Origin of the sequence: Candidatus Methylobacter oryzae, from assembly GCF_003994235.2 — a bacterium.
GTDB lineage: Bacteria > Pseudomonadota > Gammaproteobacteria > Methylococcales > Methylomonadaceae > Methylobacter_A > Methylobacter_A oryzae.
The window spans coordinates 22,934-47,818 of the sequence record NZ_RYFG02000103.1 but is presented as its reverse complement, the minus strand read 5'-3'; the positions used below and the strand labels follow the sequence as shown (position 1 = coordinate 47,818).

Here is a 24,885-nt window from a genome sequence, read left to right as displayed (position 1 = left end):
CTAACATTAGCCAACAAAGCAGAGGAATCCCCCATGCAAGTCAACATACTCGAAGCCAAAAACAACTTGTCCAGCCTGATCGTTGCCGCCGAGAGAGACGAAGAAGTCGTAATCGCCCGCAACGGCGTACCCGTCGCCAAACTTGTTAAATATACGGCCAACAAAGTCGCCCCGCCTGGAGCCTGGAAAGGCCGGGCTACTTATGCGGCGGACTGGAATTCCGCCGAAACCAACGCCGAAGTAGAACAATTATTCACCGACAGCAACAATGCGCCTGCTGCTTGATACCTGCATTGTCTACGACTGGCTGATGGGCGAAATCAAGGACAGCCCGGTCATCGAGCGGATTCAGGCCGAAGGCGCATTGGTCAGTTCGGTTACGGTCTGGGAAATGGCGATCAAAAACGGCTTGGGTAAAATGGCCTTGCCTTCGGAACATATCGCCGAAGACATTGAAACCCAAGGTTTTCAATGGCTGAATATCACGCCTTACCATGCCCAAACCGTTCTCGAACTGGGCGATCGTCATAAAGACCCGTTCGACCGGTTGCTGATTGCCCAGGCCAAGTACGAGAGGCTATGTATTGTGACTTACGATGTGGTGTTTCGGGATTATTGGGATGATGTGCTGTTTATTAGGAAATAGATAAACTTGACGGCCTGTAATATTGGGCAGAAAACCGTTTCCCCAATCTACTTGGCTATTAGAAACTGTCAATGGTGATCAACCAATGTCACATTTAGAAGAACGTATTCAATTTTTTGCTAAGATTGAAAAATAAGCTACATCAAGGCGCATAACAGATGAACGACAAAACTGACGACGATGAAATCCTAAAAGAAAATGTGAAGCGGAAAATAATTATCGATTTCTATGTATCCAAGGATATTCCAACTGAACTAGAAAACTTCAAATTCAATGTATTCATTAGATTGAATGCCATAAAAATAACGTTTAAAAATGTTTCCTTCTTACACTGTATTTTCGACAGCTGCTATTTAAAAAACTGTGTATTTGATACATGTGACTTCACTGGTTGCAGATTTATTGGTTCTAATTTTCACCAAACCTCTTTTAGAGGATGTAAGTTTGACTTTGCAACTTTCGAGCGTAGCCAATTAGACGACGACATACTGAGCGAGGCTCCGAGGGAAGAAAATCTCAGAATGCGTTTCGCTCGATCCTTGAGGATGAACTACCAACAGATTGGAAATGCCAAGGCTGTAAACAAAGCAATATCGCTCGAACTTGAGGCGACATCGATCTATTTGTACAAGTCCTGGAGATCCGGGGAGAGATACTATAAGGAAAAGTATCCGGGATTATTAAATGGCATTGTTCAGTTTTTAAAATGGCTAGAATTCTGGTTACTTGACTTCATTTGGGGAAATGGCGAAAGCATTAGGAAATTGCTGAGCTCAATCATTCTTATTATTTTCGCAATTGCAGTCTACGATACCAATACGAACGGTAGTCCACTGAACATTGGCTTCTACTGGAGCAGTCTTCAGACAGCAGTTGCAGTATTTTTAGGTACATTGTCCCCGTCTCCGTCCAATTTTACTGTTGGGGTACTTTCCTTCATCACGGGAGTAAGGTTCGTCTCAATTGCACTGTTAACTGCTTTGCTGGTCAAGAGGTTTAGTCGACGATGAGCACCCATTTTTATGTTTTTGGTTCATTATGCCGGGGAGAAACCGACCCGGCATCAGATATTGATCTTCTCGCCTGCCTTTCTAGGCCCAATCCTGAGATTGATCCGAAAAAGTTCTCGATATATACCTATGAACGTATACGTCAACTATGGCACGAGGGAAACCCCTTTGCATGGCATTTGCATTTAGAATCTCGACTAATATTTTCCTCAGATGGCTCAGACTTTCTCCTGAATTTAGGTGCACCATCAAAATACACGCAGATTTCGGAAGATTGCATGAAGTTTCACAAACTGTTTTCGGAATCCTATCATTCTCTGATGAAATCCAGCAACAGCATGGTGTTTCATCTCTCTTGCATGTTCCTCGCTACGAGAAATTTTGCCACTTGTTATTCATTTGGTACTGGCCAGCCAATATTCTCAAGGAAGTCTCCATTGCTTATAGACCGAAAATTGCCAATCACCAACGAAGTCTTTGATGTGTTCGCTCGTGCTCGAATATTATCAACTAGAGGGTATGGCTCCTCTATATCAGAAGCGGAGGTCAATACCGCGAAGTCCTCGGCCCCAATTATTCTTGATTGGATGAAAAATCTATCGCCTACTGAAGAAATGCACTATGAGCGAATTTAACAATCGTATTGCTGCGCAACGCGAAATTCTTATCGTCGTTAATAGAGGTGGCTGGCGAGAGGAACTGTTCGGTCTTTCAAGTGGAGCTATCGATCGGTGGATAAATGCAAATAGACTTGAAAATGGTTCGGCTTTGGTTGAATTGATTCGTCAAGCAGCAGACAAACTCTTTTTTCTTTCAAATAAAAGCCAAGAGCAAATTACTGAGGACTATAAACATTTATCTGGTGAGGTGTCTGCTCTAACTGATCAGATTAAACAGACAATCATTAATATGCGTTGATTTGTGTAACGGGCAAAACTTCCGCAAGTTATGCGAACAATAGCAGATGGTTGTTAAAGGGGCGACACGCTACCAAATCGAATTGATGACCATGTGGACGAAACAGCAACTCGATAAGAAGCGCATCGTTCGCGATTGATGCGCCTCCTGTCGTCGGCACATCCTATGTACTTGTGCGTAATTAAAAAATAATACCCAGTACGTACCCTACAGCCCGGAGCAAGCTCTTTTCGCTGTCCAACATTTGGCTAATTGTTTAATCCCGCCATCAAATCCCCAGCCATATCCCCCAACTTTCTCAACGTCCGTTCCAACCTGTCATTCCAAAGCACCGCGCAACTAAGCCGGATAAAATTGCCGTATTTTTTCTGCGTAGCCGAAAACAACGGCCCCGGCGCGATGATGATGCCTTCCAAACTGGCTTGCCGATGCAGCTCCATCGCATCGACTTGTTCCGGCAATTCAACCCACAACGCGAAGCCGCCTTCCGGTTGCGTCACTTTGGTGCCTTCGGGAAAACATTGACTGACGGCCTTGACCATCCGCGTCACGCTTTGCGCATAGTCCTGCCGGACTTGGCGCAAGTAACGGTCGTAACCGCCCTGCTCCAGCAAATGCGCAACGATCAGTTGATTCAGTGTCGGCGTGGCTTGGTGCAGCATGTATTTGAGGTTTTCGACTTTTTTCATGTGCCGTCCGGGAACCAGCCAGCCGACGCGCAAGCCCGGCGACAAGGTTTTCGCAAACGACGAGCAATACAAAACCTCGCCCTGTTGGCTCCAGGCTTTGGCGACCGAAGGACGTTTCAAGCCAAAGCCCAAATCGCCGTAGACGTCGTCCTCGACCAGCGGAATGCCGTGTTTTTCCAGCAATGCGACCAGCGTTTTCTTCCGTTCGTCCGACATGCAGGAGCCGAGCGGGTTGTTGTAATTGGAAATCAACAGGCAGGCTTTGATCGGCCACTGTTCAATCGCCAGTTGCAAAGCTTCGACAGAAACGCCTTCGCGCGGATGCGTCGGAATTTCCAGCGCTTCCATGCCGCAGGATTCGATGACCTGCAACAAGCCGTAAAAAGTTGGCGATTCGATGGCAATCACGTCGCCCGGTTTGCAGACAGCCAGCAGCGCGAGCCGGACCGCGTCCCTGGCGCCATGCGTGATGACGATGTCGTCGGGGCCGGCGTCGCAGTTCAGCTCGACCATGCGTTTGGCGATCTGGCGGCGAAGCTCCTGATTGCCGAGCAATTCGTCGGTATCGAAACAGCGCTTTTCAAACAGCCGCGCGACTTTTTGGGTGGCTTGTTGCAGGACTCGCGTCGGCAAAAAATCGGGCGTCGGCACCGACGAACCGAGGTTGATCTGGTAAGGATCTTTGGCCGCCAGCAGGATTTGCCGGGTCAGCGATTGGCCGGTAACGCGGGACGGCGTCGTTGACGGCTCGGAAATACCGGGTTCGGTGATCGGCAACCGGCGAACGGCGCTGACGTAGTAGCCGGAGCGGGCGCGAGCTTCGATTCGGCCTTGGTCCTCCAACAGCCGATAGGCTTCAAGCGCAGTCGATATACTGATGTTCATTTGCCGGCTTACGCGGCGTATGCCCGGCAAGCGCTCTCCCGGACGGTAAACGCCTTGTTCGATATGGGCGAGGATGTTTTCGGCTACGGTTTCGTAGAGATGTTTCATATAGTTTTTGGATTTCTGCGCTTTAAGCTGGGTTCGACGAATTTAGCATAACTGTACTGCTTGATAGTTTAGTTTTTTATATTGTATCGCCGCTTATTGCTCCAGCCCCACTCATATCTCTCGTTCCTACGCGCCGCGCTCGCCGTTATACACATCTCGGCGTAGGCCTGAAATCTGGTTGTTCCGTTGAGCGTTGCGCGAGTTAGACCTTCCAGGTTTTAAAAATTTGGAAGGTCTGCTATCCGCATGTTTCCCGTCTAACGTAGGTAAGGAATAACATCTCGCGAAATATTTGTGTATAACGATAAGCGCGCCGCGTGGGAACGAGATAAACGACATACTCTCCATTCAAATTACTCGTCCCTTTTCCATAACAGTTATCCGGTTTATGCGGCATAACAGATGACTTAAAACCGCAATCTGTACCCTAAAAATCGTTTTTTCCTGAATCTGTCAGCAATTCTGTCTCGTTCGTAAACTATGTCCCGTCGATTCCCCTCAGCGATTGACAGCCATAGCTCTTCCCTGCATCCCGCGATGCAGGGCTTTTTTATTTATTACGAGGAATATCCGATGCCGGCAGTTCAAAAACCAGCTCACGTTAAAGGCGATTTTTTTGTCGATTACGAAGAGAAAGTCTTCGAGGACGTCAAAGCCGAACCGGGCGAAAAAGCCCTGGTCAAATTCCACACCGTCGCCTTTGAAGGCTCTATCGGCTACGTAAACCTGTTGCAAGCCACCCGCCTGCAACGCAAGGGTTTTGAGACTTCAATCCTGCTATACGGGCCGGGCGTAACGCTGGGCATTCAACGCGGCTTTCCGCGCTTGGGCGACGAGGCTTTTCCGGGCCATCAAAACTACACCAACCAGATCAACAAATTCATCGCCGAAGGCGGCAAGGTTTACGCCTGCCGGTTCGCGCTGCAAGCTTTGTACGGCCACGGCGAACCCAGCCTGATCGAAGGCATCCGTCCGATCAGCCCGCTGGATGTGCTGGACATCGTGCTGATCCATCGCCGCGAGAACGCTTTGATCCTGGATACCTGGACGATGTAAATCACTCGCAATACTGAAAACGGCGGTTTTGTCCACGAAAGACACGAAAAGCACGAAATAAATCGGGTAGATACACATTTAATATTTTTTCGTGCTTTTCGTGGACCAACTGTTTTTCCCCCAGAATAATCAGCAACAGGAGTACAGATTGTGACATCGACAAGAATTGTCAGGGCGGCGGCGGTACAGATTGCGCCGGTGTTCGATTCAGCTACCGGCACTATCGACAAAGTTTGCCAAGCCATCGGCGATGCGGCCAAGGAAGGCGCGCAGTTGGTGGTATTCCCGGAAACCTTTGTGCCTTACTACCCGTATTTTTCGTTCGTGCTGCCGCCGGTCGCCGCGGGCCGCGAGCATCTAAAGCTCTACGAACATGCGCCGGCCGTGCCGGGACCCGCCACCGATGCGGTTGCGGCGCTGGCCCGTTCGCTGGGCGTGGTCGTGGTGCTGGGCGTCAACGAGCGCGACCACGGCAGTCTTTACAACACGCAATTGATTTTCGACGAATGCGGCAAGCTGGCTTTAAAACGCCGAAAAATCACGCCGACCTATCATGAACGGATGATCTGGGGCCAAGGCGACGCATCCGGCCTGAAAGTGGTCGAGACCGGCGTCGGACGGATCGGCGCTTTGGCTTGCTGGGAACATTACAACCCGCTGGCCCGCTATGCGTTGATGGCGCAGCACGAGGAAATCCATTGCAGCCAGTTTCCGGGCTCGCTGGTCGGACCGATTTTCGCCGAACAGATTGAAGTGACTATTCGTCATCATGCGCTGGAAGCCGGTTGCTTCGTGATTAACGCGACCGGCTGGTTAAGCGACGAGCAAATCGAATCGGTGACGCCGGACCCGGATTTGCAAAAAGCACTGCGCGACGGCTGTTGCACCGCCATCATATCGCCCGAAGGCCGGCATCTGGCCGAACCGTTGCGCTCCGGCGAAGGCATCGTCATCGCCGACCTGGACATGTCGCTGATTACCAAACGCAAACGCATGATGGACTCGGTCGGCCATTACGCCCGCCCGGAATTGTTAAGCCTGAGAATCAACGGCAGGCCGGCGGAGCCGATGTTCAACGATGAAGCGCTTCCTTTTCCAATCCTCCAAAACAGCGAGCAAGCCAGTCATGAATAAACAGCTAATCACCGAGCTGCAATCGTTGGGATTACGGCTGGAAGACGCCGAATCGGGCATGGCCGTCCGCCGCGGCGGCGCCGGTCCGTCCGATCACAAAGCCGTCAGCATCGGCGGCAAGACCGTAATGGTGCCGATTACAACGATCGGCGCGGCCAAATCGCCGTTTACCGCCTCAACTCCCGACCAACACGGCATCAGCATTATCCGCCGCGATGGCCGCGTCATCGACTCGATTGCATTTCCCCGCCGGCCGCGTTTTTACGATTTAAAAACCGAAGACGGCGTGCCCTATTCCCATATCGCGACCTTGCATGCGTCCGATGTACTGGCTACAACGGTATTGCAATCCTGCATCCGCTACGGCAACCGCAAAAAATCCTGCCAGTTTTGCGCGATTGTGCAATCGCTGAAAGCCGGTCGAACCATCCTGCGCAAAACGCCGGAGCAGTTGGCCGAAGTCGCCCGCGCCGCGGTCGAGCTGGATGGCGTCAAGCATATGGTCATCACGACCGGCACGCCGAACCTGAGCGATCGCGGCGCGGCGATTTTGTGCGAAAGCGCCCGCGCGGTGAAAGCCGCCGTCGCTTTGCCGATTCAAGGCCAATGCGAACCGCCGGACGACGATAGCTGGTTCGGGCTTATGAAAAAAGCCGGCATCGACAGTTTGGGCATGCACCTGGAAGCCGTCACGTCGAAAGTCCGCGCCCGCATCATGCCCGGCAAGGCCGGCGTGCCGTTGGAACGTTACATGGACGCTTTCGATGCGGCGGTGGCCGTGTTCGGCCGGGGAGAAGTCAGCACCTATATCCTGGCCGGGCTTGGCGATAGCGCGGAAGCGATACTGAGCGTTTGCGAACAGTTGATCGGTAAAGGCGTTTACCCGTTCGTCGTGCCTTTCATACCGATCACCGGCACGCCGCTGGCCGATCATCCATCACCCGACCCACGCTTCATGCGAGACATTTTGCAACCTCTGGGCGCGATGCTGAAACAAGCCGGGCTGCGCTCCGCCGACATGAAAGCCGGTTGCGCCAAATGCGGTGCTTGCTCGGCCCTTTCCAGTTACGAGATTTGATATGTTGAACGAAGCTATCAATCGTTTTATGCCCAACGAGTACCTGGTCAAATGGGTAACGCAAGATTGGGAACGCGAGCAAATGCTGCGCTTGCGGCAAGCTGTGTTTTGCGAGGAACAAGGCGTTTTTGAAGACAATGATATTGACGACATCGACCAAATTGCGACGCCGATTGTCGCGCTGGCCTGCGTCGGCGGCCTGCCCGACGAAGTGGTCGGCACGGTCCGCATTCACCAAAGCGAACCCGGCGTTTGGTGGGGTTCGCGGCTGGCGGTCGCGGCCGACTACCGCAAACTGGGCAACTTGGGCGCGGCGCTGATCCGCCTGGCCGTCACCAGCGCCCATGCCCAGGGTTGCCATACTTTCCTGGCCCAAGTGCAAAGCCGCAACGTGCCGTTGTTTCGCCGCCTGCACTGGCGATCGTTGCAGGAAATCGAACTGCACGGCAGGCCGCATCATTTGATGCAGGCCGATTTAGCTTGGTATCCGCCTTATGCCGATGGCGAAACCGGCTTTATTGCGACCGGCAGGGTTGCGGCATGAACGATTTAAACCGCCTGACGCAAAGCGTAAAGAAAAGCATCGGCCTGGCGCACAAGCGCGACATCGCCGCCGTGACCGGCCTGCTTAACAAACGCATGCCGTCCGGCGCAATTGCGCTCGGCGACGACTGCGCCGCGATAGCCGACCGCGACGGTTTTTTATTGTTCGCGGCCGAAGGCTTCCTGAACGAGTTTGTCGCGACCCAACCCTGGTTTGCCGGTTATTGCGGCGTGATGGTCAACGTCAGCGACATCTACGCGATGGGCGGCCGGCCGATTGCGGTCGTCGATGCGATCTGGAGCGACGGCGAAGCGCAAGCCAAACCGGTACTCGAAGGCATGGCCGCCGCCTCCGAAATTTATCGCGTGCCGATCGCCGGCGGGCACAGCAATCTTCGCAGCGACCGGCCGCAGTTGTCGGTCGCGATTCTCGGCCGCGCGAATAAGCTGCTCAGCAGTTTTGCGGCAAAAGCCGGACAAAAGCTGCTGGCGGCGGTCGATTTGCGCGGGCATTTTCGCGAGCCTCATGCCTGGTGGGATGCGAGCACCGGTTCACCGCAGGAACGCTTGCGCGAAGACCTGGAACTATTGCCGCAGCTTGCCGAAGGTGGGCTATGTGCGGCGGCGAAGGACATCAGCATGGCCGGTTTGATAGGCACGGTGCTGATGCTGTTGGAAAGCTCAGGTTTGGGCGGCGTGATCGATATTGCAGCGATACCGCGCCCGCCGGATATTCCGTTAGAACGTTGGCTGTGCTGTTTTCCAAGTTACGGTTTTGTGCTGAGCGTGGAAGATAAGCATAGCGAAGCCGTTATTGGGCGTTTTTCAGAACGCGGCATTGCCTGCTCGGTAATCGGAGAAACCGATGCGTCGGGCCGCTTGCGCGTTGCCGATGCGGGTAGTGAAGAACTGTTATGGGATTTACATGCTGAGCCGTTGACCGGATGCGGCATAAAACCGGAAAGGTACGCATCGCGTACCTTGTGAAGATTCGATCCAGCGAAAAAATTGAAATCGGTACGCGATGCGTATCCTACTTTTTACAACATACGGCAAGAGGACTTATCCATGCCTGAAATGCGTTTTCGCGTCCGCTGGCCGGACCAATCCACCAGCCTTTGTTATTCGCCGTCGCAAGTAATCAAGGATTTTTTTAAACCGGGCGAGACTTACGAACTGGACGATTTTCTCGCCCGTAGCCGTGCGGCCCTGCAAATCGCCAGCGAGCGGGTACGGCAGAAATACGGTTACACCTGCTCCAGCGCGATGAGCCAACTGGACGAAATTGAAGCTATCGCGGCGAACTTTTCCGATAGTGAAAACCCGAAAATTTTGATCGAAGAGTTTATCGGCTAAGGATGTAGGCCGAGCCGGTAGACAGACCTTCCAGGTTTTTACTGGAGACGCTCCCGGCGGCTCCAGTAAAAACCTGGAAGGTCTAACTGGCAGAAAACGAGAACAATCACAAACCGTCACATAACAACGAGAGAACATCATGAGCAATCAACACCCGCATTACCAAGTCATTATCGTCGGCGGCGGCCAAGCCGGCTTATCGGTCAGCTATTACCTGCAACAGTTCAACATCAGCCATGTCGTCTTCGAGAAAAACCGGATCGCTCATTCCTGGCGCAACGACCGCTGGGACAGCTTTTGCCTGGTGACGCCGAACTGGCAATGCCAGCTGCCGGATTTTCCTTATCAGGGCGACGATCCGCAAGGCTTCATGCTCAAGGACGAGATCGTCGACTATGTCGAAGCGTTCGCCGACAAGGTCAACGCGCCGGTCAACGAAGGGGTGGCCGTAACCCGCGTCCGCCGCGGCAAACAAGGCCGGCTTGAGGTGACGACCAGCGCCGGCGAGTTCACGGCCGATCATCTGGTCGTGGCAACCGGCGGCTACGATATTCCGATTGTGCCGGATTATGCGCACAGCCTTCCCGATCACATTACCCAGGTTCATTCGATGCATTACCACAACCCGCAACAACTTCCGGACGGCGAAGTGCTAGTGGTCGGTTCCGGCCAATCCGGCGTGCAGTTGATGGAAGATTTGCACCTGGCCGGACGCAAAGTACATCTGGCGGTCGGCAATGCGCCGCGCTCGCCGCGGCTGTATCGCGGCCGCGAAACCACGGAATGGCTGTACGACCTGGGCTTTTATCAAATGACGGTCGATAAGCACCCGCTAGGCGATGCGGCTAAACACAAAACCAACCACTACCTGACCGGACGCAACGGCGGCCACGAAATCGACTTGCGCAAATTCGCATTGGAAGGCGTCAAACTCTACGGCAGCATGGCGAATATCCAAGGCGCGACGCTGGAATTTAAAGCCGATTTAACCAAAAACCTCGACGAAGCCGACGACGTCTATGTGCGGATTCGCGAGGACATCGACCGCTATATCGCAGACAACGGTATCGATGCGCCGGAAGAGCCGCCGTTCAGGAAAGTCTGGGAACCCGAATTCGATCCGACCATTTTGGATGCCGACGCCGCCGGTATTACGTCGATTGTCTGGGCAATCGGCTTCCGGCCCGATTACAGCTGGATAGAACTGCCGGTTTTCGACGGCCGGGGCCATCCGCAATTCAAGCGCGGAATAACCCGTGAACAAGGGCTTTATTTTATCGGCCTGCCCTGGCTTAACACCTGGGGTTCAGGCCGCTTTTTGGGCATTGCCGAAGATGCGCAATACCTGGCCGGAGTGATTCACGACAGGCTAAAACAGCTCGCCGCGGCTTAAGATTAAAAAACCAAGGGCTCGAAAATGCCGGGCCCTCATGCAAGTCAATCAAAACAAGCGATGTCCTTAATCCTTGGAAAACCAAATATCGCCGTAAAAAGCGGAAACCTGTCCGTTGCTGTTGTCGGTATCGGTCATCAACGCTACGCCATCGATATGGTTGAAGTCCTCGCCGAACAGATTTTTCAAGTCGGCACGGACGTTGCGCTTTTCGCTATGCCAGACATTCGGCGCCGCTTCCGGGCCGCGCACCGCAATCATCATCGCATGGTTGCCTGCAAAGGCGTTAGGCCAGACCGTATCCTTTGCGGTATTGCCGGCCCAGACGTAATTAACCGCTTTGGTCTGCCAAAACGCCAGACCGCCGTTAATGATGACGTAAATACGGGCCGCATAATCGTCGCCGGCCTTGCTTTGCTCATTCAAGCCGCTCAAGCGGTTGCTAACGCGCCAGGACCAATTCAAGATCGGCGTCTGTTCGAGATCGATGCGCTGTTCTTTGAACAGTCCCGAACCTGAAGCCTGGCTATCGGCTGCCAGTACAACAACGCCATCCAGCGTTTGCAGCCGATAGCGGGTTTCGCCTTTAAAACTCTTGCGCTCCCAGCCATCCAGGCGGTTACGGCTGAATTCGCCAAGCGGCACTTGGGGTTCGGCGGCAAGTTGCTGCATCGTTAAAGCGGTTAAAAATGCGATCAACAATTTGTTCATGTTCGACCTCGAATCCCTTTTTCAATCAACCGCAACATCCCGAATGTTTCCCCTGCATTTGAACCGGAGGGCAAGCGACGCTGCCGTAAGAACAAAACACGCAGCAATCTCCGGGCTTTGGTTTTAGTAAACTATGGCAGCCCTGGCATTCGTAGAACCATTGACAGGCATCGGTGGGCATTTGTTCGGTTTTACTGAACCCGCACTCCGGGCAAATCAGTGTGGATTCCAAAATGACATGCTTCATTGTGTAATTCCTTCAATGACAGTGGATGGATAACCGGCATCGCCGGTAGCGCGAACCAGTGCTTCGGCATTGGTTTTGGCATCGTCGAAAGTCACAATGGCCTGGCGCTTGTCAAAGTTAACCGTCGCCGCAGTCACGCCCGTTACCCGGTTAAGCGCTATTTTTAACGTGATAGGACAGGCGGCGCAAGTCATGCCGGGTATCGCCAGCGCAACGGTCCGGGATGCCGCCCATACGGGCGGGTTAACAGCGAAAGCCATGATCAGCATAACAAAGCATCGTTTCATAAAAACCGCCTAGTAAAATAAAGGAAGAAGATAAGGAAAAACCAGCGCTAACAAAGCCAGCACCAGCACACCGTAAAAAATAACGGCGCGCCGCCCGCGATCCGATGTTGAGGCACACGCTTCGCCGGATTGGCAATTGGACTGCGAGCGAAAAATACGCCGCCAGGCAAAAAACAGTGCGATGAATGAAATGAGGATAAAAACAGGCCGGTAGGGTTCCAGTGCAGTCAGATTGGCTAACCACGCGCCGCTAAAGCCCAGTGCCAGCAATAATAGCGGCCCAAGACAGCAAAGGGAGGAAAAAATGGCTCCCAATCCGCCGATAATCAGAAAGAGCCGGCTATGTTGTGATTCAGACATGGATTTTCTCGCATAAACAAAACTGCCGCCAGCTTACTTCCGTATTCAAGTACGGAGTCAATAACCGTGAATAAAACCGTAGATAACTTGACGATTGGCAAAAGAAGCCGGAGTCGGCTCTGCGAACGCATGGGCTTTAGCCTTAACGAGGTGGCAGGTTTGCTAAAATCGGCCGACGGAGGCCAATGTGATGAATCGGCCGGGCACAAACTCACCGATGTTCAGAGCCGTATCGAACTGGCCCTACAGGAGCTGATTCCCCGTTGCCGGACCAGTCGAAATGCCCATTGATTTCAGCATTGCAGAAAAAACTCTGACGGAAATGTTCGAATCCTTAAACTCATTGAAGCACCGGCGCGGCTGTACCTTTTAGCTACTATTGGTAGCCAGCGGTTTGCCGGAAACCAGACGCTATTTCCTGTCCAAGATTACGAGATGTGCGTATCGCAGGAAGAACAGGATTCTTTACAAAAAACGCCAAGCCATTAGCAGCGAGATTACGGTATCGGCGGCGGCAGAATCGGTTCGACGCCTTCGAAATCCGCCTCGGGATGATGTTTTACGATCAGCTGTTTGATCGTCTCGATACGCTCCTTGGGTATGTCGACCAGAACCAGCAGTTCGCCTTGCTCGATCGCGTCTTCGAATTTCTTTAACCGGGTATTGCCGGAATTCATGCCCATCAAGCCGTTCATCATCGACCCTATTGTTGCCCCGGCTATGATTACGCCCAACAACGATCCTCCCGCAATCGCAAAGCCTGCAAGACGCAAGCCGACCAAACCGGCCAACAAGCCGGTGCTTCCGCCTAATGCGATGCCTCGCTCAACGGCGGGAATAAAATCCGTTTTTATGCTGACGCCGGCTTCAGGCAGGCCTTCTAGCGGCGTATCTCTTTTCGCCAGAATATGAATATGATGCTCCTCTATGCCTTCTGCCCGGAGTTCATCGACGATTTTGTGGGTAATAGCAATATCCGGAACTAAAAAATAGATTCTTCTCACGGCGTTCTCCTCTTTAATAGCGATATTCACATTGACGATGAAGTCCAATGAGAGCGGGGATTAACTTTCGGCGCGGGGCGACTACCGGCATGATAAATCGATTCGATTAGCTTTCAATCGGTTAAACTACGTATATATCGGGTTTTATCGATAGTATATTCTCAACATCCTGCTATAACGCTTGTATGAACTTCTTGGCAGAATCGCTCTGCACCTATAAAAATGAGGACATCCTTTGAACAGCCAACCGCTACTCCCCCGCTGGGAACATTTTGAGCATGAAGCGGACATCGGCATACGCGGCATTGCGCCTACGCTGGAGCAAGCGTTCGAGCAGGCCGCTATCGCGATGACCGCTGCCGTTACCAACCTTGACTTGGTCTCGCCGTCGAAAGTCATCTCCATCTCGTGTGAAGCATCCGACAATGACATGCTGCTGGCCAGCTGGATCAACGAACTGGTGTACGAAATGTCTACACAGGGTGTGCTGTTCAATCGTTTCGAGGTGATTATCGATGAAGACACGTTATCCGCAATCGCTTACGGCGAAGCCGTCGATCCGCAAAAACACCAACCGGCCGTGGAAATAAAAGGCGCGACGCTGACCGAACTGCGCGTCTATCAACAAGCTGACGGCACCTGGGTTGCCCAGTGTGTTGTCGATGTTTAGAGGAAGTATGCGATGGATACCCGCCAATTCATTCAACGAGACGAAACCTGCTGGGAAATTAAAGCCACAGGACGGATGCGCGTTCCGGCAGTGATTTATGCCGACGCGCAACTGCTGGAAGCGATGGACCGGAAAGTTTACGAACAGCTCGCCAATGTCGCAACGTTGCCGGGCATTGTCGATGCGGCCTACGCAATGCCGGACGCGCATTGGGGCTACGGTTTTCCTATCGGCGGCGTTGCGGCTTTCGACCCTGATCAAGGCGGCGTGGTGTCGGCCGGCGGCGTCGGTTTCGATATTTCTTGCGGCGTGCGCACGTTGCAGACCGGACTGACGATGGATCAATTACAGACTCATAAACAGGCGCTTGCCGATGCGCTGTACCGCACGGTTCCTGCCGGCGTCGGCAGCAGGGGCAGGATACATTTGAATCACGACAGCATGCACGGCATGTTGACCGGCGGCGCGCAATGGGCGCTCGAGCAAGGCTTCGGCGAGGAACAGGATCTGGAGCGAATCGAAGAACGCGGCTGCATGGCCGGCGCCGAAGCCCGTTATGTTTCCCCGAAAGCCCGCGAACGGCAAAAAGATGAAATGGGCACGTTGGGCTCAGGCAATCATTACCTGGAAGTACAGCGGGTCGCGAAGATTTTCGACCACGAAGTTGCGAAGGTTTTCGGTTTACGCGTCGATGACGTGGTGATCAGCATTCACTGCGGTTCCCGAGGTTTGGGACATCAAATCGGCAGCGAATTTTTAACGGACATGGCGATGGCGGCGGCCAAATATCAAATCAGCTTGCCGGATCGCGAACTGGCGTGCGCACCGTTAAATTCGCCGTTAGGAAAGCAATACCTCGGCGCAATGCGGGCAGCGATCAATTGCGCGCTGGCGAACCGGCAAATCATCACGCATTTAACCCGGCAGGCTGCGGAAACGGTATTTCCGGGCATCCATCTCGGCCTGCTCTACGATGTCTCGCACAACACTTGCAAGGTCGAGCAGCACATGATCGACGGCCAAAAAAAATCGCTGTATGTTCACCGCAAAGGCGCAACCCGCGCTTTCGGCCCCGGCCATCCCGATTTACCGGAACAATTCAGCGAAACCGGACAGCCGGTACTGATCGGCGGTTCTATGGGCACTAGTTCTTATGTGCTGTGCGGCACCAAAGACGGCGAACAACGCTCGTTCAGCTCGGCCTGTCACGGCGCCGGGCGGGCTATGAGCCGCAGCCAGGCGACTAAACGGTGGCAAGGCAGAACGCTGGTCGATGAACTGGCCGCGCGAGGCATTATTATCCGCAGTCCGTCGATGCGCGGCGTGGCCGAAGAAGCGCCTTTAGCTTATAAAGATGTCAGCGTGGTCGTGGACGTCGCAGACCGGGCCGGGCTGGCGCGGAAAGTCGCCAAACTGGAGCCGGTGATTTGTATAAAAGGCTAAAGGCGCAGGGCGAAAGGCAAAGGGACCGTGATTTTCATCGGTACCAGCGGCTGGAGCTATCGGGAATGGCGGCAACGTTTTTACTCAGGCAGTGCCCAAAAACACTGGTTGGAATTCTACGCCGAACATTTTGCCGCGGTAGAAATTAACGGCAGTTTTTACCGCCTGCAAAGTTCCGATACTTTTAAAAGATGGTTGGATCAAACGCCGTCCACTTTCCGGTTCGCACTAAAAGCCAATCGCTATTTAACGCATCGCAAGAAACTGCTTAATCCCTTACCGTCGATAGTGATCGAGAAAAGTCATGCCGAAGCTTTAGGCGATAAGCTGGCTGTCGTGCTGTGGCAATTGCCCGGCTCATTGCAGAAAGATTCCGGCCTGCTAAAACAGTTTATCGACGCGTTGCAACAATGGCCAAAAGTGCGCCACAGCATAGAATTCAGGCATTCGTCCTGGTTTAACGATCAAACGGCCGATTGTCTGGCTAAAGCGGACATTGCAATTTGTATATCGGACGCGGCAACGTGGCCGATCTGGGATCGCGTCACGACAAACCTGGTCTATATTCGCTTGCACGGACACGCGCAAACTTACGTCTCTTGCTACAGCGAGTCTGAATTGAGCTATTGGGCCGAGCGCATCAGCAGGTGGAACGACGAAGGCAAGGAGGTGCATGTTTATTTCGATAATACCGCTGAGTGCGCGGCGCCTTTTAACGCCTTGGCTTTGCAAGCCCGGCTCAAATCCTATGACGTGAACATGCGGCGAACATTTGGCATTTTCCCAGTGATAGGTGAAAAGCATGCCGGCATGTAGACCTTCCAGGTTTTACAAACCTCGAAGGTCTGAAAGGACAACAGGATTAGTTAAGCGCCGAATTTGATTGAGTCTATGATTTTTTGTAAAGTCGGGCGGCATTCTTCAAAATGCTCGGTGTTCGCAGCCGCCATCATGTTGATGTAATAATTCTGACGATCGTAAGCTTGATAGATAATGCGTTGATGGCCCCCCGCCTTGCCCTTTTCAACAAGCTCCCAACCGCGGGTAAAACGTACTTTTTTGCCGTTTTCCATTCCCGACTCGTCGCGGCGCTTGGCGGAAAGGTTCTTGTCAATCTTAATGTCTTTTTTGGCGCTGTCTAAAGACGCCTTAACCGAAGCTTCCGCAGGAAAGTCCGTTTGCATCCTGGTCATATTGAACTGGAAGCTACAGGTTTTACTCAAAGGCTCCTGCATAAATAGAACGGCATCTGAATTGACGTCGCCGCTTTGCTTCGACCAACCGGCAGGTATGGTAAAAGAAAAATTGCGATCGTTATTTTTGTAGGTCACAGCTTCGGTGGAACCCGCCGAACCGCCCGCAGCAGACGGTGCCTGCGCAGTAGATGTAGCGGGATTAAGCGATTGTTTAAGAAGTCCCTCCCCTAAACCGGCAGAGTTACACCCCGCCAACAGAAAAGAACATGTTGCTCCAGCCAAAAATAGCACTTTATTTTTATTATTCATTATTTAGTTACCTTTTGTTCTGTGAAAGTTTTACAGCGTCAAAAATGTAACCTTTTTTTGAACCGGTGACTAGTTTTTATGTTGCCGAAAAATCCTTTTTATGCCTGATAAATCAGTCTCTTAATTGCAAACGCAGTGTCCACTGCTGCCCAATGGTAACGCGTCTGAAATTACCGGAACCCTAATTCCCGCTATGAAACACACAGGCGTGTTTCGGCAGCACTGTGCCGGAATGCGTTTAGCCTTGCCTTTAATTTTGCCGGTCGGAATGGCATTGTTATTACCAAGGCGTACAAGAACAGGCATCAACGCCTCCGCCAACGGCTTCAAGCGGACTACAACTTTCGGAAGGAATTAAATCGATACAGCAGTCGCAATTGTCCAGAATGCTGTTTTTTTCTTGCCGCCTGCTTCTGTTGCGCTCCCTACCGCGCGCACGGCCGTGGGCATTATTGCCGGCATTAAGCGCCGAAGCCGCCAGTTTGCATTCGTGGAAGCGTTGCTTAATGTCAGGAATAGCCAGCCATATTCCATGATGCAGCAGAGCTTGTTTTACATGCTCCGAACAGGAGATTCCCCCATGTTTTACCCGGTGCGCACAGCAAAATCCTTTATAAGGCGAGATATATTTTTGATAGCCGGTAATAGCAACGGCAAGTGAGCGGTTTAACATTGACCATCCTTGTAGAGGTATATGAGATTCTAATCTTACACGGATAGACAAAATTTGATCTATACCGCCTATGCGTGTTCTCGTTAAGCGGAAGATTGTAAAGAACGCGCAGAAGGTCCATCCAATTTTCCACTCGAATATCAGACATAAATCCCCAAGATATAACTTGGTCTCATAACCGCCGTTCGGAAATTTCGCCGAAGGAGATCCCGATCAAGCTTTGTGGATTACGCATTAAGGCAAATGATCAAGATTATTGGCAGGATAATATGAATTATGCTCCGGCACTGATGGCTTTTTCCGGCAATCTGCAAAAGCGGCAATTAACATATCGAAAGAAAGAGCATGTGCGAGATAAAGCTGAGTTGAGCAGCTTGCCTGCTCAAACGAAACTTATGCCCTTTGGGTATAAAGCTGAGTTGAGCAGCGCGTCCGCTCAAACCCTACTTATGCCCTTTGGGTATAAAACGTCTTGGACCGGTTTGGGCAAAAAGAATGCCCTCCTAACCTAATGAGAGCATTATAAATAACCCAAGGGGAGAAAAAGAATTCAAAACATGAAGAATCGTTTTGAATTCACAGCGAATTATCTCCGGTTTGCTCGCGATGTAAATACGCTTAAGTACTTATAGAGACGGGTTTCTTGGGTAGGACGCCCTGAACACAGGTGGATAAAGACTAGAGGCGATTCTTTTGCTGCCGATGCGCGCCTCTGCGTCATTAGAACTACTGCGATTGAGATAGCGTCCAGCCACTGAAACCGAAGCATTTTTCAATGCTTAACGCGTCAATATAACTTTCCGGCTATCCGCCGGTTTATTCTCAGTTTGATTTTCACTATCGCTATTTAATAGTCCTAGCGAGGAAGAGGACTTACCCGGAAGCAGTAATTTATGCTCATCCGGCGCTTGGACTAACTGATGATCCGAATAACTCGGTTGCGGAAGCGGTGCGGGCACATGGGCTTCAACAAGTTGATCGGAAAAATAGTCCGTTGTAAAAATCGGTATAAAAAGCACGATCATGACAGCAATCGCAACAAATGCGGGATTGATAATATGCGACAACCAATACGCAAGCGCGCCGCCGCATAACAGGCGGGTTGGACTAGGCACTTTAACAACTTTCAATGTAGTTCTTCCTTTAAAACGTAATCGCCGGGCGGCGTTGATATTCTAAATAATACGCATGCTCTTCTAGCTAAGACCGGAGCTAACAAGTACCCGCAGTTTTAGAACTTTTCCAATGAGTTTCGCTCAACAGTAAGCTGAAACCGAATGCTCGGCAGTATACCAAAATCCAGCCGCTTAATTTAGCTTAAAGAAGCATTCGTTAACGACAAGAAAGCCTTGCTCCTCTCTGAACGATATATTCCGGCATTTAAACCTAAATTCTTAACACCCCTTGCAATCACTGTTTGTTTTAATTGAACAATGCTCTTTTTGATCTAGTAAACGGGCAAGTTATAAGGACTATTTCTAGCAAATTGCAAACCACCTCTCTTTTAGAGGATAATAGCCAGTTATTGCATAGCTTTACTATGCTTTCGATTGACTCTGTAACACGCCATACTCTCGATATAGAGATGCTATGCACGCTTTGGAATACGCTATGAAAAAGACTATGTACGAAAAAATCTGGGACAGCCATCTTGTCGTCGACGAGGCTGGACAGGCTCCTTTGCTTTACGTTGATCGGCATTTGATGCATGAAGTCACCAGCCCACAGGCTTTTGAAGGCCTGCGCATGTCAGGCCGCAAGGTGCGCAATCCGCACAGCATTCTTGCTACGATGGATCATTGCGTACCGACCAAAAACCGTAACCTGCCTATCGCCGATCCGATTGCCAAAAAACAGATCGAAACAATGGCTGAAAACTGCCGCGAAAACGGCCTGAACCTGTACGACATGAAAAACCCGAATAACGGCGTTATTCATGTTGTCGTACCTGAGCATGGGTTCGTTCATCCCGGCATGGTCGTCGTTTGCGGCGACAGCCATACTGCAACGCATGGCGCTTTCGGTGCGCTGGCCTTCGGCATCGGCACTTCCGAAGTCGAGCACGTGATGGCAACCCAGACGCTACCGCAAAAAAAATCCAAAACCATGCAAGTCGTCGTCAACGGCAACTTGTCTAAATATGCTTCCGCAAAAGATATTGCCTTGGCAATTACCGGCAAAATCGGCACCGCGGGCGGCACCGGCTATGTGATCGAATATACCGGTTCGGCGATCCGCGAACTGTCGATGGAAGGCCGTATGACCCTGTGCAATATGGCGATTGAAGCCGGGGCCAGAGCCGGCTTAGTTTCTCCGGACGAAAAAACTTACGAATACCTGAAAGGCCGCGAGTTTGCGCCGTCCGGCGCAGCCTGGGATCAGGCCTTGGCTTACTGGAAAACGCTGCCTAGCGACGAAGGCGCAGTATTCGACGCAACCGTGGTCATCGAGGCAGCCGACATTGCCCCGCAAGTTTCCTGGGGCACGTCGCCTGAACAAGTGGCCGGCGTCGATAGCCTTGTGCCTGCACCGGAAAGCTTTACCGACGAAACCAAACGCAAAGCTTGCGAAAGCGCGTTAGCTTATATGGGCTTAACGCCGAACACGCCAATAACCGACATTAAGGTAGATTACGTGTTTATCGGTTCTTGCACCAACGGCCGTATCGAAGATTTCAGGATTGCCGCCGAAGTCGCAAAAGGCACCAAAGTAGCTGAAGGCGTTACTGCGATTGCGGTCCCCGGCTCTTATCACGTTAAGCAACAAGCCGAAGCGGAAGGCCTGGATAAAATCTTTACCGATGCCGGTTGGGAATGGCGCGAGCCCGGCTGCTCGATGTGTCTGGCGATGAACGGCGACGAATTGACCCAAGGCCAACGTTGCGCCTCAACGTCGAACCGTAACTTCGAAGGCCGCCAAGGCAAAGGCGGACGCACGCACCTGGTATCGCCGGCAATGGCAGCGGCCGCCGCAGCAGCAGGCCACTTTGTCGATATTCGCAAACTATAAGATTGACCGGAATAAAATTATGGAACCGTACAAAAAACACGAAAGCATCGCGGCGTTGATGGACCGCAGCAACGTCGATACCGACCAGATCATCCCTAAGCAGTTCTTGAAAAAAGTGGAACGCAGCGGTTTTGGCGTACACCTATTCCACGACTGGCGTTTTAACGACGACGGCAGCGACAACCCTGAGTTCGAACTGAACAAACCGGCGTTCAAAGGCTCTAAAATCCTGGTCGTCGGCGACAACTTCGGTTGCGGCTCTTCACGCGAGCACGCGCCTTGGGCGATTGCCGATTACGGTTTTAACACGATCGTTTCGACCAGCTATGCCGATATTTTCTATAACAACTGCTTTAAAAACGGCATCCTGCCAATCAAAGTCAGTAAGGAACAGTTGGATAAATTGATGGCGGAAATCGCCGCTAACGAAGGCGTGTGTTTTACCGTCGATCTTGAAAACCAGCAAGTGACTACGCCCGGCGGCAACGGTTTCAGCTTCGAAATCGATCCGTTCCGCAAGGAAAACCTGTTGAACGGTCTGGACGACATCGGCTTGACGTTAAAACATGCCGACAAGATCGACCAGTATGAACAACAGCACAAGCAAAATTTTCCTTGGCTTTGGGCCTAGGGGTTATTTTCGTGGATTAGGTTGGCTATTGCCAGCCCAATCCACGCCGGTTGCAGCGTTTTTGACGACCTGGATTAGCCAATATGCAAGAGAAAATCATTAAGAACACAAGCTCAATACTTCCGGATCTTAATAAAATTAAAGATATTGAGACATTAAAGTCTTTTGGCAGTTACGCCGAAGTCAGACTTAGTGTTGAAAAAAGAATTGGAATTCGCCTCAAAAGTAACAGTTGGCAGCAACTCTTAAAAAGAATTAGCGGCCTATCGCTTGTGGTGAACAACAATATTGAGAAATTGATATTTCTTCTTGACGAAAATAAGCATCTTAAAGAGCTTGGCTCATTTCACGAAGCTAAAAAAAAAATATCTACGCTCTTAGGCGTACAAATCAAAGCCCGCAGCTGGAAGCAACTTGAAATAAGCCTAAAATCCATCGTTGTAGCATTTAGGAACCGCGACGTAATTGATAAATCGGCAATCTTTGAGACAAATAAAATTCAAAACTTTATTCATAGCTCCAGGCTGGAAGGCATACAGCTGAATGATATGCCAGCCTTAAAAATGGCCGATGTAATCGATAAATACCGGATAAAACAATAAATGGATAAATACGATGTAGGCAATGACCATTATTGTTACCCGAATACAGCCGTATTAAAAAATAAACTAGGGATAACTGACGAAAAAACTTTCGAGGAAGCGGAGCGAGAAATAACCAAAATATCGGCGCATAATATTAAAAACGCCAAACCGCCGTACCATTTACAATATCTCCAGCACATTCATGCCGCATTGTTTTCCGAGTTATATGATTGGGCGGGACAAATTCGCGATGTAAATATTTCAAAAGGCGGCACGTTATTTTGTGTTGCTCCCCGCATTAGCCAAGAGATTGGGAAGTTATTCAACAAATTGAAAGATGAAAACTATTTACAAAATCTTTCATATAGCGATTTTGTAAAGAAACTTGCTTGGTATTACTCAGAGTTCAACATGATACATCCATTTCGAGAGGGCAACGGCCGCGTCCAACGCTTATTTTTTGAGCATTTGGCTGCTTATAACGGCTATGCTTTAGATTGGTCAGTCATTTCTCAGAAAGAATGGATCAATGCCAGCATCGACAGCGTTTACGTTGATTCTCAACGCCTAGCGGATATTTTTGAAAGGGTGCTAAAGATTCGGTAACCTTAGCGTATTCAACGCTACACACCTATATACCTTACATAGCTACTCCCTACACCACTGAAACCAACAAACCAAAATTAAATCACAGGCGACAACCATGTCCACCGATTCCAGACACATCCAGCTGATGGACACCACCTTGCGTGATGGCGAACAAACCCAGGGCGTTTCTTTCACGCCGGTCGAAAAAGTCAGCATTGCCAAAGCCTTATTGCAATCTCTGCGGGTTGACCGCATTGAGGTGGCTTCCGCTCGTGTTTCCGAAGGTGAAAAAGAAGCGGTCACGAACATTAACGAATGGGCAAAACAGGAAGGCTTTGCCGGACGCGTTGAAGTGCTCGGTTTTGTCGACCATACGCGTAGCGTCGACTGGATATTGGAAACCGGCGGCGAAGTGATCAACCTGCTGATTAAAGGCAGCGAAAAGCATTGCCGCGTGCAGCTAGGCAAAACGCTGGCCCAACATACCGAAGATGTGTTGCAAACCGTTAACTACGCGCTGGAAAAAGGCCTGAAAGTCAACGTCTACCTGGAAGACTGGTCCAACGGTTACCACGACGACCCGGATTATGTTTACGGCCTGATGGACAACCTGAAAGACGCCGGCATCAGTCATTTCATGTTGCCTGATACGCTCGGCGTTCTGTCGCCCGAGGAAGTATTCTCAAGCTTCAGCGATATGTGCAAGCGCTATCCGGACCTGCAATTCGACTTTCATCCGCATAACGACTACGGACTGGCAACCGCCAACGTGATGGCAGCGGTTCGCGCCGGCGTCAATGCAATCCACTGCACAGTCAACTGCCTCGGCGAGCGCGCCGGCAATGCGTCAATGGCCGAAGTGGCCGTGGTGTTGCGCGACAAAATGCATATGCAGCTGTCTATCAATGAAAGCCATATCGTGCGCATCAGTACGATGGTGGAAAACTTTTCCGGCAAACGCGTTGCCGCCAACGCACCTATTGTCGGCGCCGATGTTTTCACGCAAACGGCGGGCATTCATGCCGACGGCGACCAAAAAGGCGGACTCTATAAAACCAAATTGGGACCGGAACGCTTCTCGCGTACCCGCAGTTACGCATTAGGCAAGATGAGCGGCAAGGCATCGCTGAAAAAGAACCTGGAAATGCTGGAATTGGACCTGTCCGAAGAGAACCAGAAAAAAGTGCTGGCCCGGATCGTCAGTCTTGGCGATTCTAAGCAGACCATCACAACCGACGACCTGCCCTTCATCATCGCCGATGTACTGGAAAGCAAAAACTACCAGCATATCAAACTGCTGAACTGCTCGATCACCAGCGGCCTGGACTTGGAATCGACAGCCAGTTTGCGGATCAAAGTCATGGGCACGACGCATCTTGCTTCAGGTTACGGCAACGGCGGCTTTGATGCGTTTGTCGATGCGGTGAATAAGATCATGGAAGAACATGACTATGTGATGCCCGCACTGGCCGATTTTGAAATACGTATCCCCAAAGGCGGCCATACCAGCGCGTTAACCGAGTGTGTAATCACCTGGAATTGCGACGGTGAATTGCGCAAAACCCGCGCCGTACATTCCAACCAGGTTTTTGCTGCGATTTTAGCGGCGCTTAAAATCATCAATATGCAATTGCACGAGCGGGGTTTAAACCAAGCTTGAAAAGCATCCAGACTGCTATAGCTCCTTTACAGGAGCTATAGAACCTCTTCCTGTTGCAAAACGCCGGTAATTGCATGAATGCAAGCGGCACAAAATCACGGCATGAATAACGTTAACCCAAACAAAAAGAACACGATTTGCCACTGCAGCGGAACGACTAAAGAGCAAATTCAAGAGCTTGTTAAGAATGGAGTCACCGGCCTGGAGCAAATATCCAACATGACCGGCGCCTGCTCGGGATGCGGGGCCTGCGATGTTTCCATAATAGAGCTGTTAGCCGAAAATAGCGTTGGCTGTAACGACTAGCCCGATAGAAATATCTTGCTATCAAAACAAATTTCCGCCAAAAGTTTAAAAAAGAAACTTTGCAATGCCGGAATCCTCTATACCCCTCCTCCCAACATAACGACTTTCCGTAAAATATCGCATCACGCCCCTCCAACGGCTCGGCGTTATTTTTCAGCTTGATTTCAGAAGACTTTGATATAGTGCCAGTAGATTATTTTTCATTGGAAAATCCGCTTCTTATAGAAGCTAGTCCGGCTTGGCAGCTCGACACTAAAATAATTGTACTAACCATAGAAAAAAGCTATAAAATTGTATTGAAGCTCAATTTCATCAATATTTCGATTAAAACGCCCACAAATATCATTAGCGTGATCGAAACAATGTCCATACGGCAGACGTCCCAGTCCTT

General features: G+C 51.1%; 31 protein-coding genes. 22 read left to right on the top strand and 9 right to left on the bottom strand.

Annotated elements, in window-relative coordinates; all coding sequences use genetic code 11:
* The first annotated feature begins 33 nt into the window (after positions 1-33).
* The 5 genes from EKO24_RS13450 (at position 34) to EKO24_RS13430 (ending at position 2,574) form a co-directional block, all read left to right on the top strand.
* Positions 34-285, top strand: coding sequence for a type II toxin-antitoxin system Phd/YefM family antitoxin (locus tag EKO24_RS13450; RefSeq protein ID WP_127027547.1), 252 nt, complete (start codon positions 34-36; stop codon positions 283-285).
* Positions 269-646 (top strand): type II toxin-antitoxin system VapC family toxin, encoded by a 378-nt coding sequence (locus EKO24_RS13445; RefSeq protein ID WP_127027546.1) that lies wholly within the window; start codon positions 269-271, stop codon positions 644-646. Before EKO24_RS13450 ends, EKO24_RS13445 begins: the two co-directional genes overlap by 17 nt.
* A 158-nt stretch (positions 647-804) precedes the next feature.
* A complete protein-coding gene (locus EKO24_RS13440) occupies positions 805-1,656 on the top strand; it encodes a pentapeptide repeat-containing protein (protein ID WP_127027545.1) in 852 nt (283 codons plus the stop codon).
* On the top strand, positions 1,653-2,291 hold the full coding sequence (locus EKO24_RS13435) for a nucleotidyltransferase domain-containing protein (protein ID WP_127027544.1): 639 nt from the start codon (positions 1,653-1,655) through the stop codon (positions 2,289-2,291). Before EKO24_RS13440 ends, EKO24_RS13435 begins: the two co-directional genes overlap by 4 nt.
* The gene (locus EKO24_RS13430) at positions 2,278-2,574 is read left to right on the top strand and encodes a hypothetical protein (RefSeq protein ID WP_127027543.1); all 297 of its coding nucleotides are present in this window, start codon (positions 2,278-2,280) and stop codon (positions 2,572-2,574) included. Before EKO24_RS13435 ends, EKO24_RS13430 begins: the two co-directional genes overlap by 14 nt.
* Before the next feature lie 248 nt (positions 2,575-2,822).
* Here the strand turns inward: EKO24_RS13430 and EKO24_RS13425 are convergent, their stop codons facing one another.
* Complete coding sequence (locus EKO24_RS13425; protein ID WP_127027542.1) at positions 2,823-4,256, bottom strand: aminotransferase-like domain-containing protein; 1,434 nt, start codon at positions 4,254-4,256, stop codon at positions 2,823-2,825.
* A 480-nt stretch (positions 4,257-4,736) separates the two neighbouring features.
* Here EKO24_RS13425 and EKO24_RS13420 point away from each other — a divergent pair, with 480 nt between their 5' ends.
* From EKO24_RS13420 to EKO24_RS13390, 7 genes are all read left to right on the top strand, one after another.
* Positions 4,737-5,312, top strand: coding sequence for an MSMEG_0572/Sll0783 family nitrogen starvation response protein (locus EKO24_RS13420; RefSeq protein WP_241674530.1), 576 nt, complete (start codon positions 4,737-4,739; stop codon positions 5,310-5,312).
* Positions 5,313-5,462: 150 nt separating this feature from the next.
* Positions 5,463-6,446 (top strand): Nit6803 family nitrilase, encoded by a 984-nt coding sequence (locus tag EKO24_RS13415; RefSeq protein WP_127027541.1) that lies wholly within the window; start codon positions 5,463-5,465, stop codon positions 6,444-6,446.
* Positions 6,439-7,524 carry an MSMEG_0568 family radical SAM protein gene (locus tag EKO24_RS13410; RefSeq protein ID WP_196240023.1) on the top strand — a complete coding sequence of 362 codons (1,086 nt, stop codon included), beginning with the start codon at positions 6,439-6,441 and terminating at the stop codon, positions 7,522-7,524. The genes EKO24_RS13415 and EKO24_RS13410 overlap by 8 nt, the downstream gene beginning before the upstream one ends.
* A gap of 1 nt (position 7,525) precedes the next feature.
* The gene (locus tag EKO24_RS13405) at positions 7,526-8,068 is read left to right on the top strand and encodes an MSMEG_0567/Sll0786 family nitrogen starvation N-acetyltransferase (RefSeq protein WP_127027540.1); all 543 of its coding nucleotides are present in this window, start codon (positions 7,526-7,528) and stop codon (positions 8,066-8,068) included.
* Positions 8,065-9,054 (top strand): sll0787 family AIR synthase-like protein, encoded by a 990-nt coding sequence (locus EKO24_RS13400; RefSeq protein ID WP_127027539.1) that lies wholly within the window; start codon positions 8,065-8,067, stop codon positions 9,052-9,054. Before EKO24_RS13405 ends, EKO24_RS13400 begins: the two co-directional genes overlap by 4 nt.
* Before the next feature lie 81 nt (positions 9,055-9,135).
* Positions 9,136-9,423 carry an MSMEG_0570 family nitrogen starvation response protein gene (locus EKO24_RS13395; protein ID WP_127027538.1) on the top strand — a complete coding sequence of 96 codons (288 nt, stop codon included), beginning with the start codon at positions 9,136-9,138 and terminating at the stop codon, positions 9,421-9,423.
* Between the two features lie 139 nt (positions 9,424-9,562).
* On the top strand, positions 9,563-10,816 hold the full coding sequence (locus EKO24_RS13390; RefSeq protein WP_127027537.1) for an MSMEG_0569 family flavin-dependent oxidoreductase: 1,254 nt from the start codon (positions 9,563-9,565) through the stop codon (positions 10,814-10,816).
* Between the two features lie 66 nt (positions 10,817-10,882).
* Here EKO24_RS13390 and EKO24_RS13385 read toward each other — a convergent pair whose 3' ends face one another.
* Genes EKO24_RS13385 through merT form a run of 4 tightly spaced genes read right to left on the bottom strand, consistent with a single transcriptional unit; the run spans position 10,883 to position 12,421 of the window.
* The gene (locus EKO24_RS13385; RefSeq protein ID WP_127027536.1) at positions 10,883-11,527 is read right to left on the bottom strand and encodes a DUF3047 domain-containing protein; all 645 of its coding nucleotides are present in this window, start codon (positions 11,525-11,527) and stop codon (positions 10,883-10,885) included.
* Positions 11,528-11,552: 25 nt separating this feature from the next.
* Positions 11,553-11,774, bottom strand: a complete 222-nt coding sequence (locus EKO24_RS13380; RefSeq protein ID WP_127027535.1) for a GDCCVxC domain-containing (seleno)protein — start codon at positions 11,772-11,774, stop codon at positions 11,553-11,555.
* Complete coding sequence (gene merP / locus EKO24_RS13375; RefSeq protein ID WP_127027534.1) at positions 11,771-12,061, bottom strand: mercury resistance system periplasmic binding protein MerP; 291 nt, start codon at positions 12,059-12,061, stop codon at positions 11,771-11,773. The genes EKO24_RS13380 and merP overlap by 4 nt, the downstream gene beginning before the upstream one ends.
* Before the next feature lie 9 nt (positions 12,062-12,070).
* Positions 12,071-12,421 carry a mercuric ion transporter MerT gene (gene merT, locus EKO24_RS13370; protein ID WP_127027533.1) on the bottom strand — a complete coding sequence of 117 codons (351 nt, stop codon included), beginning with the start codon at positions 12,419-12,421 and terminating at the stop codon, positions 12,071-12,073.
* Between the two features lie 66 nt (positions 12,422-12,487).
* On the opposite strand from merT, the gene EKO24_RS13365 reads away from it, so the two are divergent.
* A complete protein-coding gene (locus EKO24_RS13365; protein WP_127027532.1) occupies positions 12,488-12,712 on the top strand; it encodes a hypothetical protein in 225 nt (74 codons plus the stop codon).
* A 206-nt stretch (positions 12,713-12,918) separates the two neighbouring features.
* On the opposite strand, the gene EKO24_RS13360 is transcribed toward EKO24_RS13365, so the two are convergent.
* Entirely contained in the window at positions 12,919-13,425 is a 507-nt protein-coding gene (locus tag EKO24_RS13360) for a DUF1269 domain-containing protein (protein ID WP_127027531.1), read from the bottom strand.
* 235 nt (positions 13,426-13,660) lie between these two features.
* Here EKO24_RS13360 and EKO24_RS13355 point away from each other — a divergent pair, with 235 nt between their 5' ends.
* Genes EKO24_RS13355 through EKO24_RS13345 form a run of 3 tightly spaced genes read left to right on the top strand, consistent with a single transcriptional unit; the run spans position 13,661 to position 16,354 of the window.
* Positions 13,661-14,095 carry an archease gene (locus tag EKO24_RS13355; RefSeq protein ID WP_127027530.1) on the top strand — a complete coding sequence of 145 codons (435 nt, stop codon included), beginning with the start codon at positions 13,661-13,663 and terminating at the stop codon, positions 14,093-14,095.
* Positions 14,096-14,107: 12 nt separating this feature from the next.
* Positions 14,108-15,538, top strand: a complete 1,431-nt coding sequence (locus EKO24_RS13350) for an RtcB family protein (RefSeq protein WP_127027529.1) — start codon at positions 14,108-14,110, stop codon at positions 15,536-15,538.
* A gap of 27 nt (positions 15,539-15,565) precedes the next feature.
* Positions 15,566-16,354 carry a DUF72 domain-containing protein gene (locus tag EKO24_RS13345; protein ID WP_127027528.1) on the top strand — a complete coding sequence of 263 codons (789 nt, stop codon included), beginning with the start codon at positions 15,566-15,568 and terminating at the stop codon, positions 16,352-16,354.
* A 50-nt stretch (positions 16,355-16,404) separates the two neighbouring features.
* Here EKO24_RS13345 and EKO24_RS13340 read toward each other — a convergent pair whose 3' ends face one another.
* The 3 genes from EKO24_RS13340 to EKO24_RS13330 form a co-directional block, all read right to left on the bottom strand.
* The gene (locus EKO24_RS13340) at positions 16,405-17,043 is read right to left on the bottom strand and encodes a hypothetical protein (RefSeq protein WP_127027527.1); all 639 of its coding nucleotides are present in this window, start codon (positions 17,041-17,043) and stop codon (positions 16,405-16,407) included.
* Between the two features lie 280 nt (positions 17,044-17,323).
* A complete protein-coding gene (gene yidD, locus EKO24_RS13335) occupies positions 17,324-17,716 on the bottom strand; it encodes a membrane protein insertion efficiency factor YidD (RefSeq protein ID WP_127027526.1) in 393 nt (130 codons plus the stop codon).
* 779 nt (positions 17,717-18,495) lie between these two features.
* On the bottom strand, positions 18,496-18,846 hold the full coding sequence (locus tag EKO24_RS13330; RefSeq protein ID WP_127027525.1) for a hypothetical protein: 351 nt from the start codon (positions 18,844-18,846) through the stop codon (positions 18,496-18,498).
* Positions 18,847-19,327: 481 nt separating this feature from the next.
* Here EKO24_RS13330 and leuC point away from each other — a divergent pair, with 481 nt between their 5' ends.
* The 6 genes from leuC to EKO24_RS13300 all read left to right on the top strand — a co-directional run bounded on the left by leuC (position 19,328) and on the right by EKO24_RS13300 (position 24,494).
* Positions 19,328-20,725: a 3-isopropylmalate dehydratase large subunit gene (gene leuC, locus EKO24_RS13325; protein WP_127027524.1), complete on the top strand. Its 1,398-nt coding sequence runs from the start codon at positions 19,328-19,330 to the stop codon at positions 20,723-20,725.
* A gap of 19 nt (positions 20,726-20,744) precedes the next feature.
* Entirely contained in the window at positions 20,745-21,356 is a 612-nt protein-coding gene (gene leuD / locus EKO24_RS13320) for a 3-isopropylmalate dehydratase small subunit (RefSeq protein WP_127027523.1), read from the top strand.
* 83 nt (positions 21,357-21,439) lie between these two features.
* Complete coding sequence (locus EKO24_RS13315) at positions 21,440-21,958, top strand: YhfG family protein (RefSeq protein WP_127027522.1); 519 nt, start codon at positions 21,440-21,442, stop codon at positions 21,956-21,958.
* A complete protein-coding gene (locus EKO24_RS13310; RefSeq protein ID WP_127027521.1) occupies positions 21,959-22,546 on the top strand; it encodes a putative adenosine monophosphate-protein transferase Fic in 588 nt (195 codons plus the stop codon).
* A gap of 97 nt (positions 22,547-22,643) precedes the next feature.
* On the top strand, positions 22,644-24,188 hold the full coding sequence (locus EKO24_RS13305; RefSeq protein WP_127027520.1) for an alpha-isopropylmalate synthase regulatory domain-containing protein: 1,545 nt from the start codon (positions 22,644-22,646) through the stop codon (positions 24,186-24,188).
* Positions 24,189-24,266: 78 nt separating this feature from the next.
* Positions 24,267-24,494, top strand: a complete 228-nt coding sequence (locus EKO24_RS13300; protein ID WP_241674528.1) for a (2Fe-2S)-binding protein — start codon at positions 24,267-24,269, stop codon at positions 24,492-24,494.
* The last annotated feature ends 391 nt before the right edge of the window (positions 24,495-24,885 follow it).

Bases quoted from the DNA above. Each gene is read 5' to 3' on its own strand.
- EKO24_RS13405 (WP_127027540.1), top strand. From the start codon at position 7,526: ATGTTGAACGAAGCTATCAATCGTTTTATGCCCAACGAGTACCTGGTC.
- EKO24_RS13300 (WP_241674528.1), top strand. From the start codon at position 24,267: ATGCAAGCGGCACAAAATCACGGCATGAATAACGTTAACCCAAACAAA.
- yidD (WP_127027526.1), bottom strand. From the start codon at position 17,716: ATGTTAAACCGCTCACTTGCCGTTGCTATTACCGGCTATCAAAAATAT.
- EKO24_RS13420 (WP_241674530.1), top strand. From the start codon at position 4,737: ATGTCCCGTCGATTCCCCTCAGCGATTGACAGCCATAGCTCTTCCCTG.
- EKO24_RS13395 (WP_127027538.1), top strand. From the start codon at position 9,136: ATGCCTGAAATGCGTTTTCGCGTCCGCTGGCCGGACCAATCCACCAGC.
- EKO24_RS13380 (WP_127027535.1), bottom strand. From the start codon at position 11,774: ATGAAGCATGTCATTTTGGAATCCACACTGATTTGCCCGGAGTGCGGG.
- EKO24_RS13430 (WP_127027543.1), top strand. From the start codon at position 2,278: ATGAGCGAATTTAACAATCGTATTGCTGCGCAACGCGAAATTCTTATC.
- EKO24_RS13315 (WP_127027522.1), top strand. From the start codon at position 21,440: ATGCAAGAGAAAATCATTAAGAACACAAGCTCAATACTTCCGGATCTT.
- merP (WP_127027534.1), bottom strand. From the start codon at position 12,061: ATGAAACGATGCTTTGTTATGCTGATCATGGCTTTCGCTGTTAACCCG.
- EKO24_RS13410 (WP_196240023.1), top strand. From the start codon at position 6,439: ATGAATAAACAGCTAATCACCGAGCTGCAATCGTTGGGATTACGGCTG.
- EKO24_RS13425 (WP_127027542.1), bottom strand. From the start codon at position 4,256: ATGAAACATCTCTACGAAACCGTAGCCGAAAACATCCTCGCCCATATC.
- leuD (WP_127027523.1), top strand. From the start codon at position 20,745: ATGGAACCGTACAAAAAACACGAAAGCATCGCGGCGTTGATGGACCGC.
- EKO24_RS13385 (WP_127027536.1), bottom strand. From the start codon at position 11,527: ATGAACAAATTGTTGATCGCATTTTTAACCGCTTTAACGATGCAGCAA.
- EKO24_RS13400 (WP_127027539.1), top strand. From the start codon at position 8,065: ATGAACGATTTAAACCGCCTGACGCAAAGCGTAAAGAAAAGCATCGGC.
- EKO24_RS13435 (WP_127027544.1), top strand. From the start codon at position 1,653: ATGAGCACCCATTTTTATGTTTTTGGTTCATTATGCCGGGGAGAAACC.
- EKO24_RS13390 (WP_127027537.1), top strand. From the start codon at position 9,563: ATGAGCAATCAACACCCGCATTACCAAGTCATTATCGTCGGCGGCGGC.
- EKO24_RS13440 (WP_127027545.1), top strand. From the start codon at position 805: ATGAACGACAAAACTGACGACGATGAAATCCTAAAAGAAAATGTGAAG.
- EKO24_RS13310 (WP_127027521.1), top strand. From the start codon at position 21,959: ATGGATAAATACGATGTAGGCAATGACCATTATTGTTACCCGAATACA.
- leuC (WP_127027524.1), top strand. From the start codon at position 19,328: ATGAAAAAGACTATGTACGAAAAAATCTGGGACAGCCATCTTGTCGTC.
- EKO24_RS13445 (WP_127027546.1), top strand. From the start codon at position 269: ATGCGCCTGCTGCTTGATACCTGCATTGTCTACGACTGGCTGATGGGC.
- merT (WP_127027533.1), bottom strand. From the start codon at position 12,421: ATGTCTGAATCACAACATAGCCGGCTCTTTCTGATTATCGGCGGATTG.
- EKO24_RS13350 (WP_127027529.1), top strand. From the start codon at position 14,108: ATGGATACCCGCCAATTCATTCAACGAGACGAAACCTGCTGGGAAATT.
- EKO24_RS13340 (WP_127027527.1), bottom strand. From the start codon at position 17,043: ATGAATAATAAAAATAAAGTGCTATTTTTGGCTGGAGCAACATGTTCT.
- EKO24_RS13305 (WP_127027520.1), top strand. From the start codon at position 22,644: ATGTCCACCGATTCCAGACACATCCAGCTGATGGACACCACCTTGCGT.
- EKO24_RS13450 (WP_127027547.1), top strand. From the start codon at position 34: ATGCAAGTCAACATACTCGAAGCCAAAAACAACTTGTCCAGCCTGATC.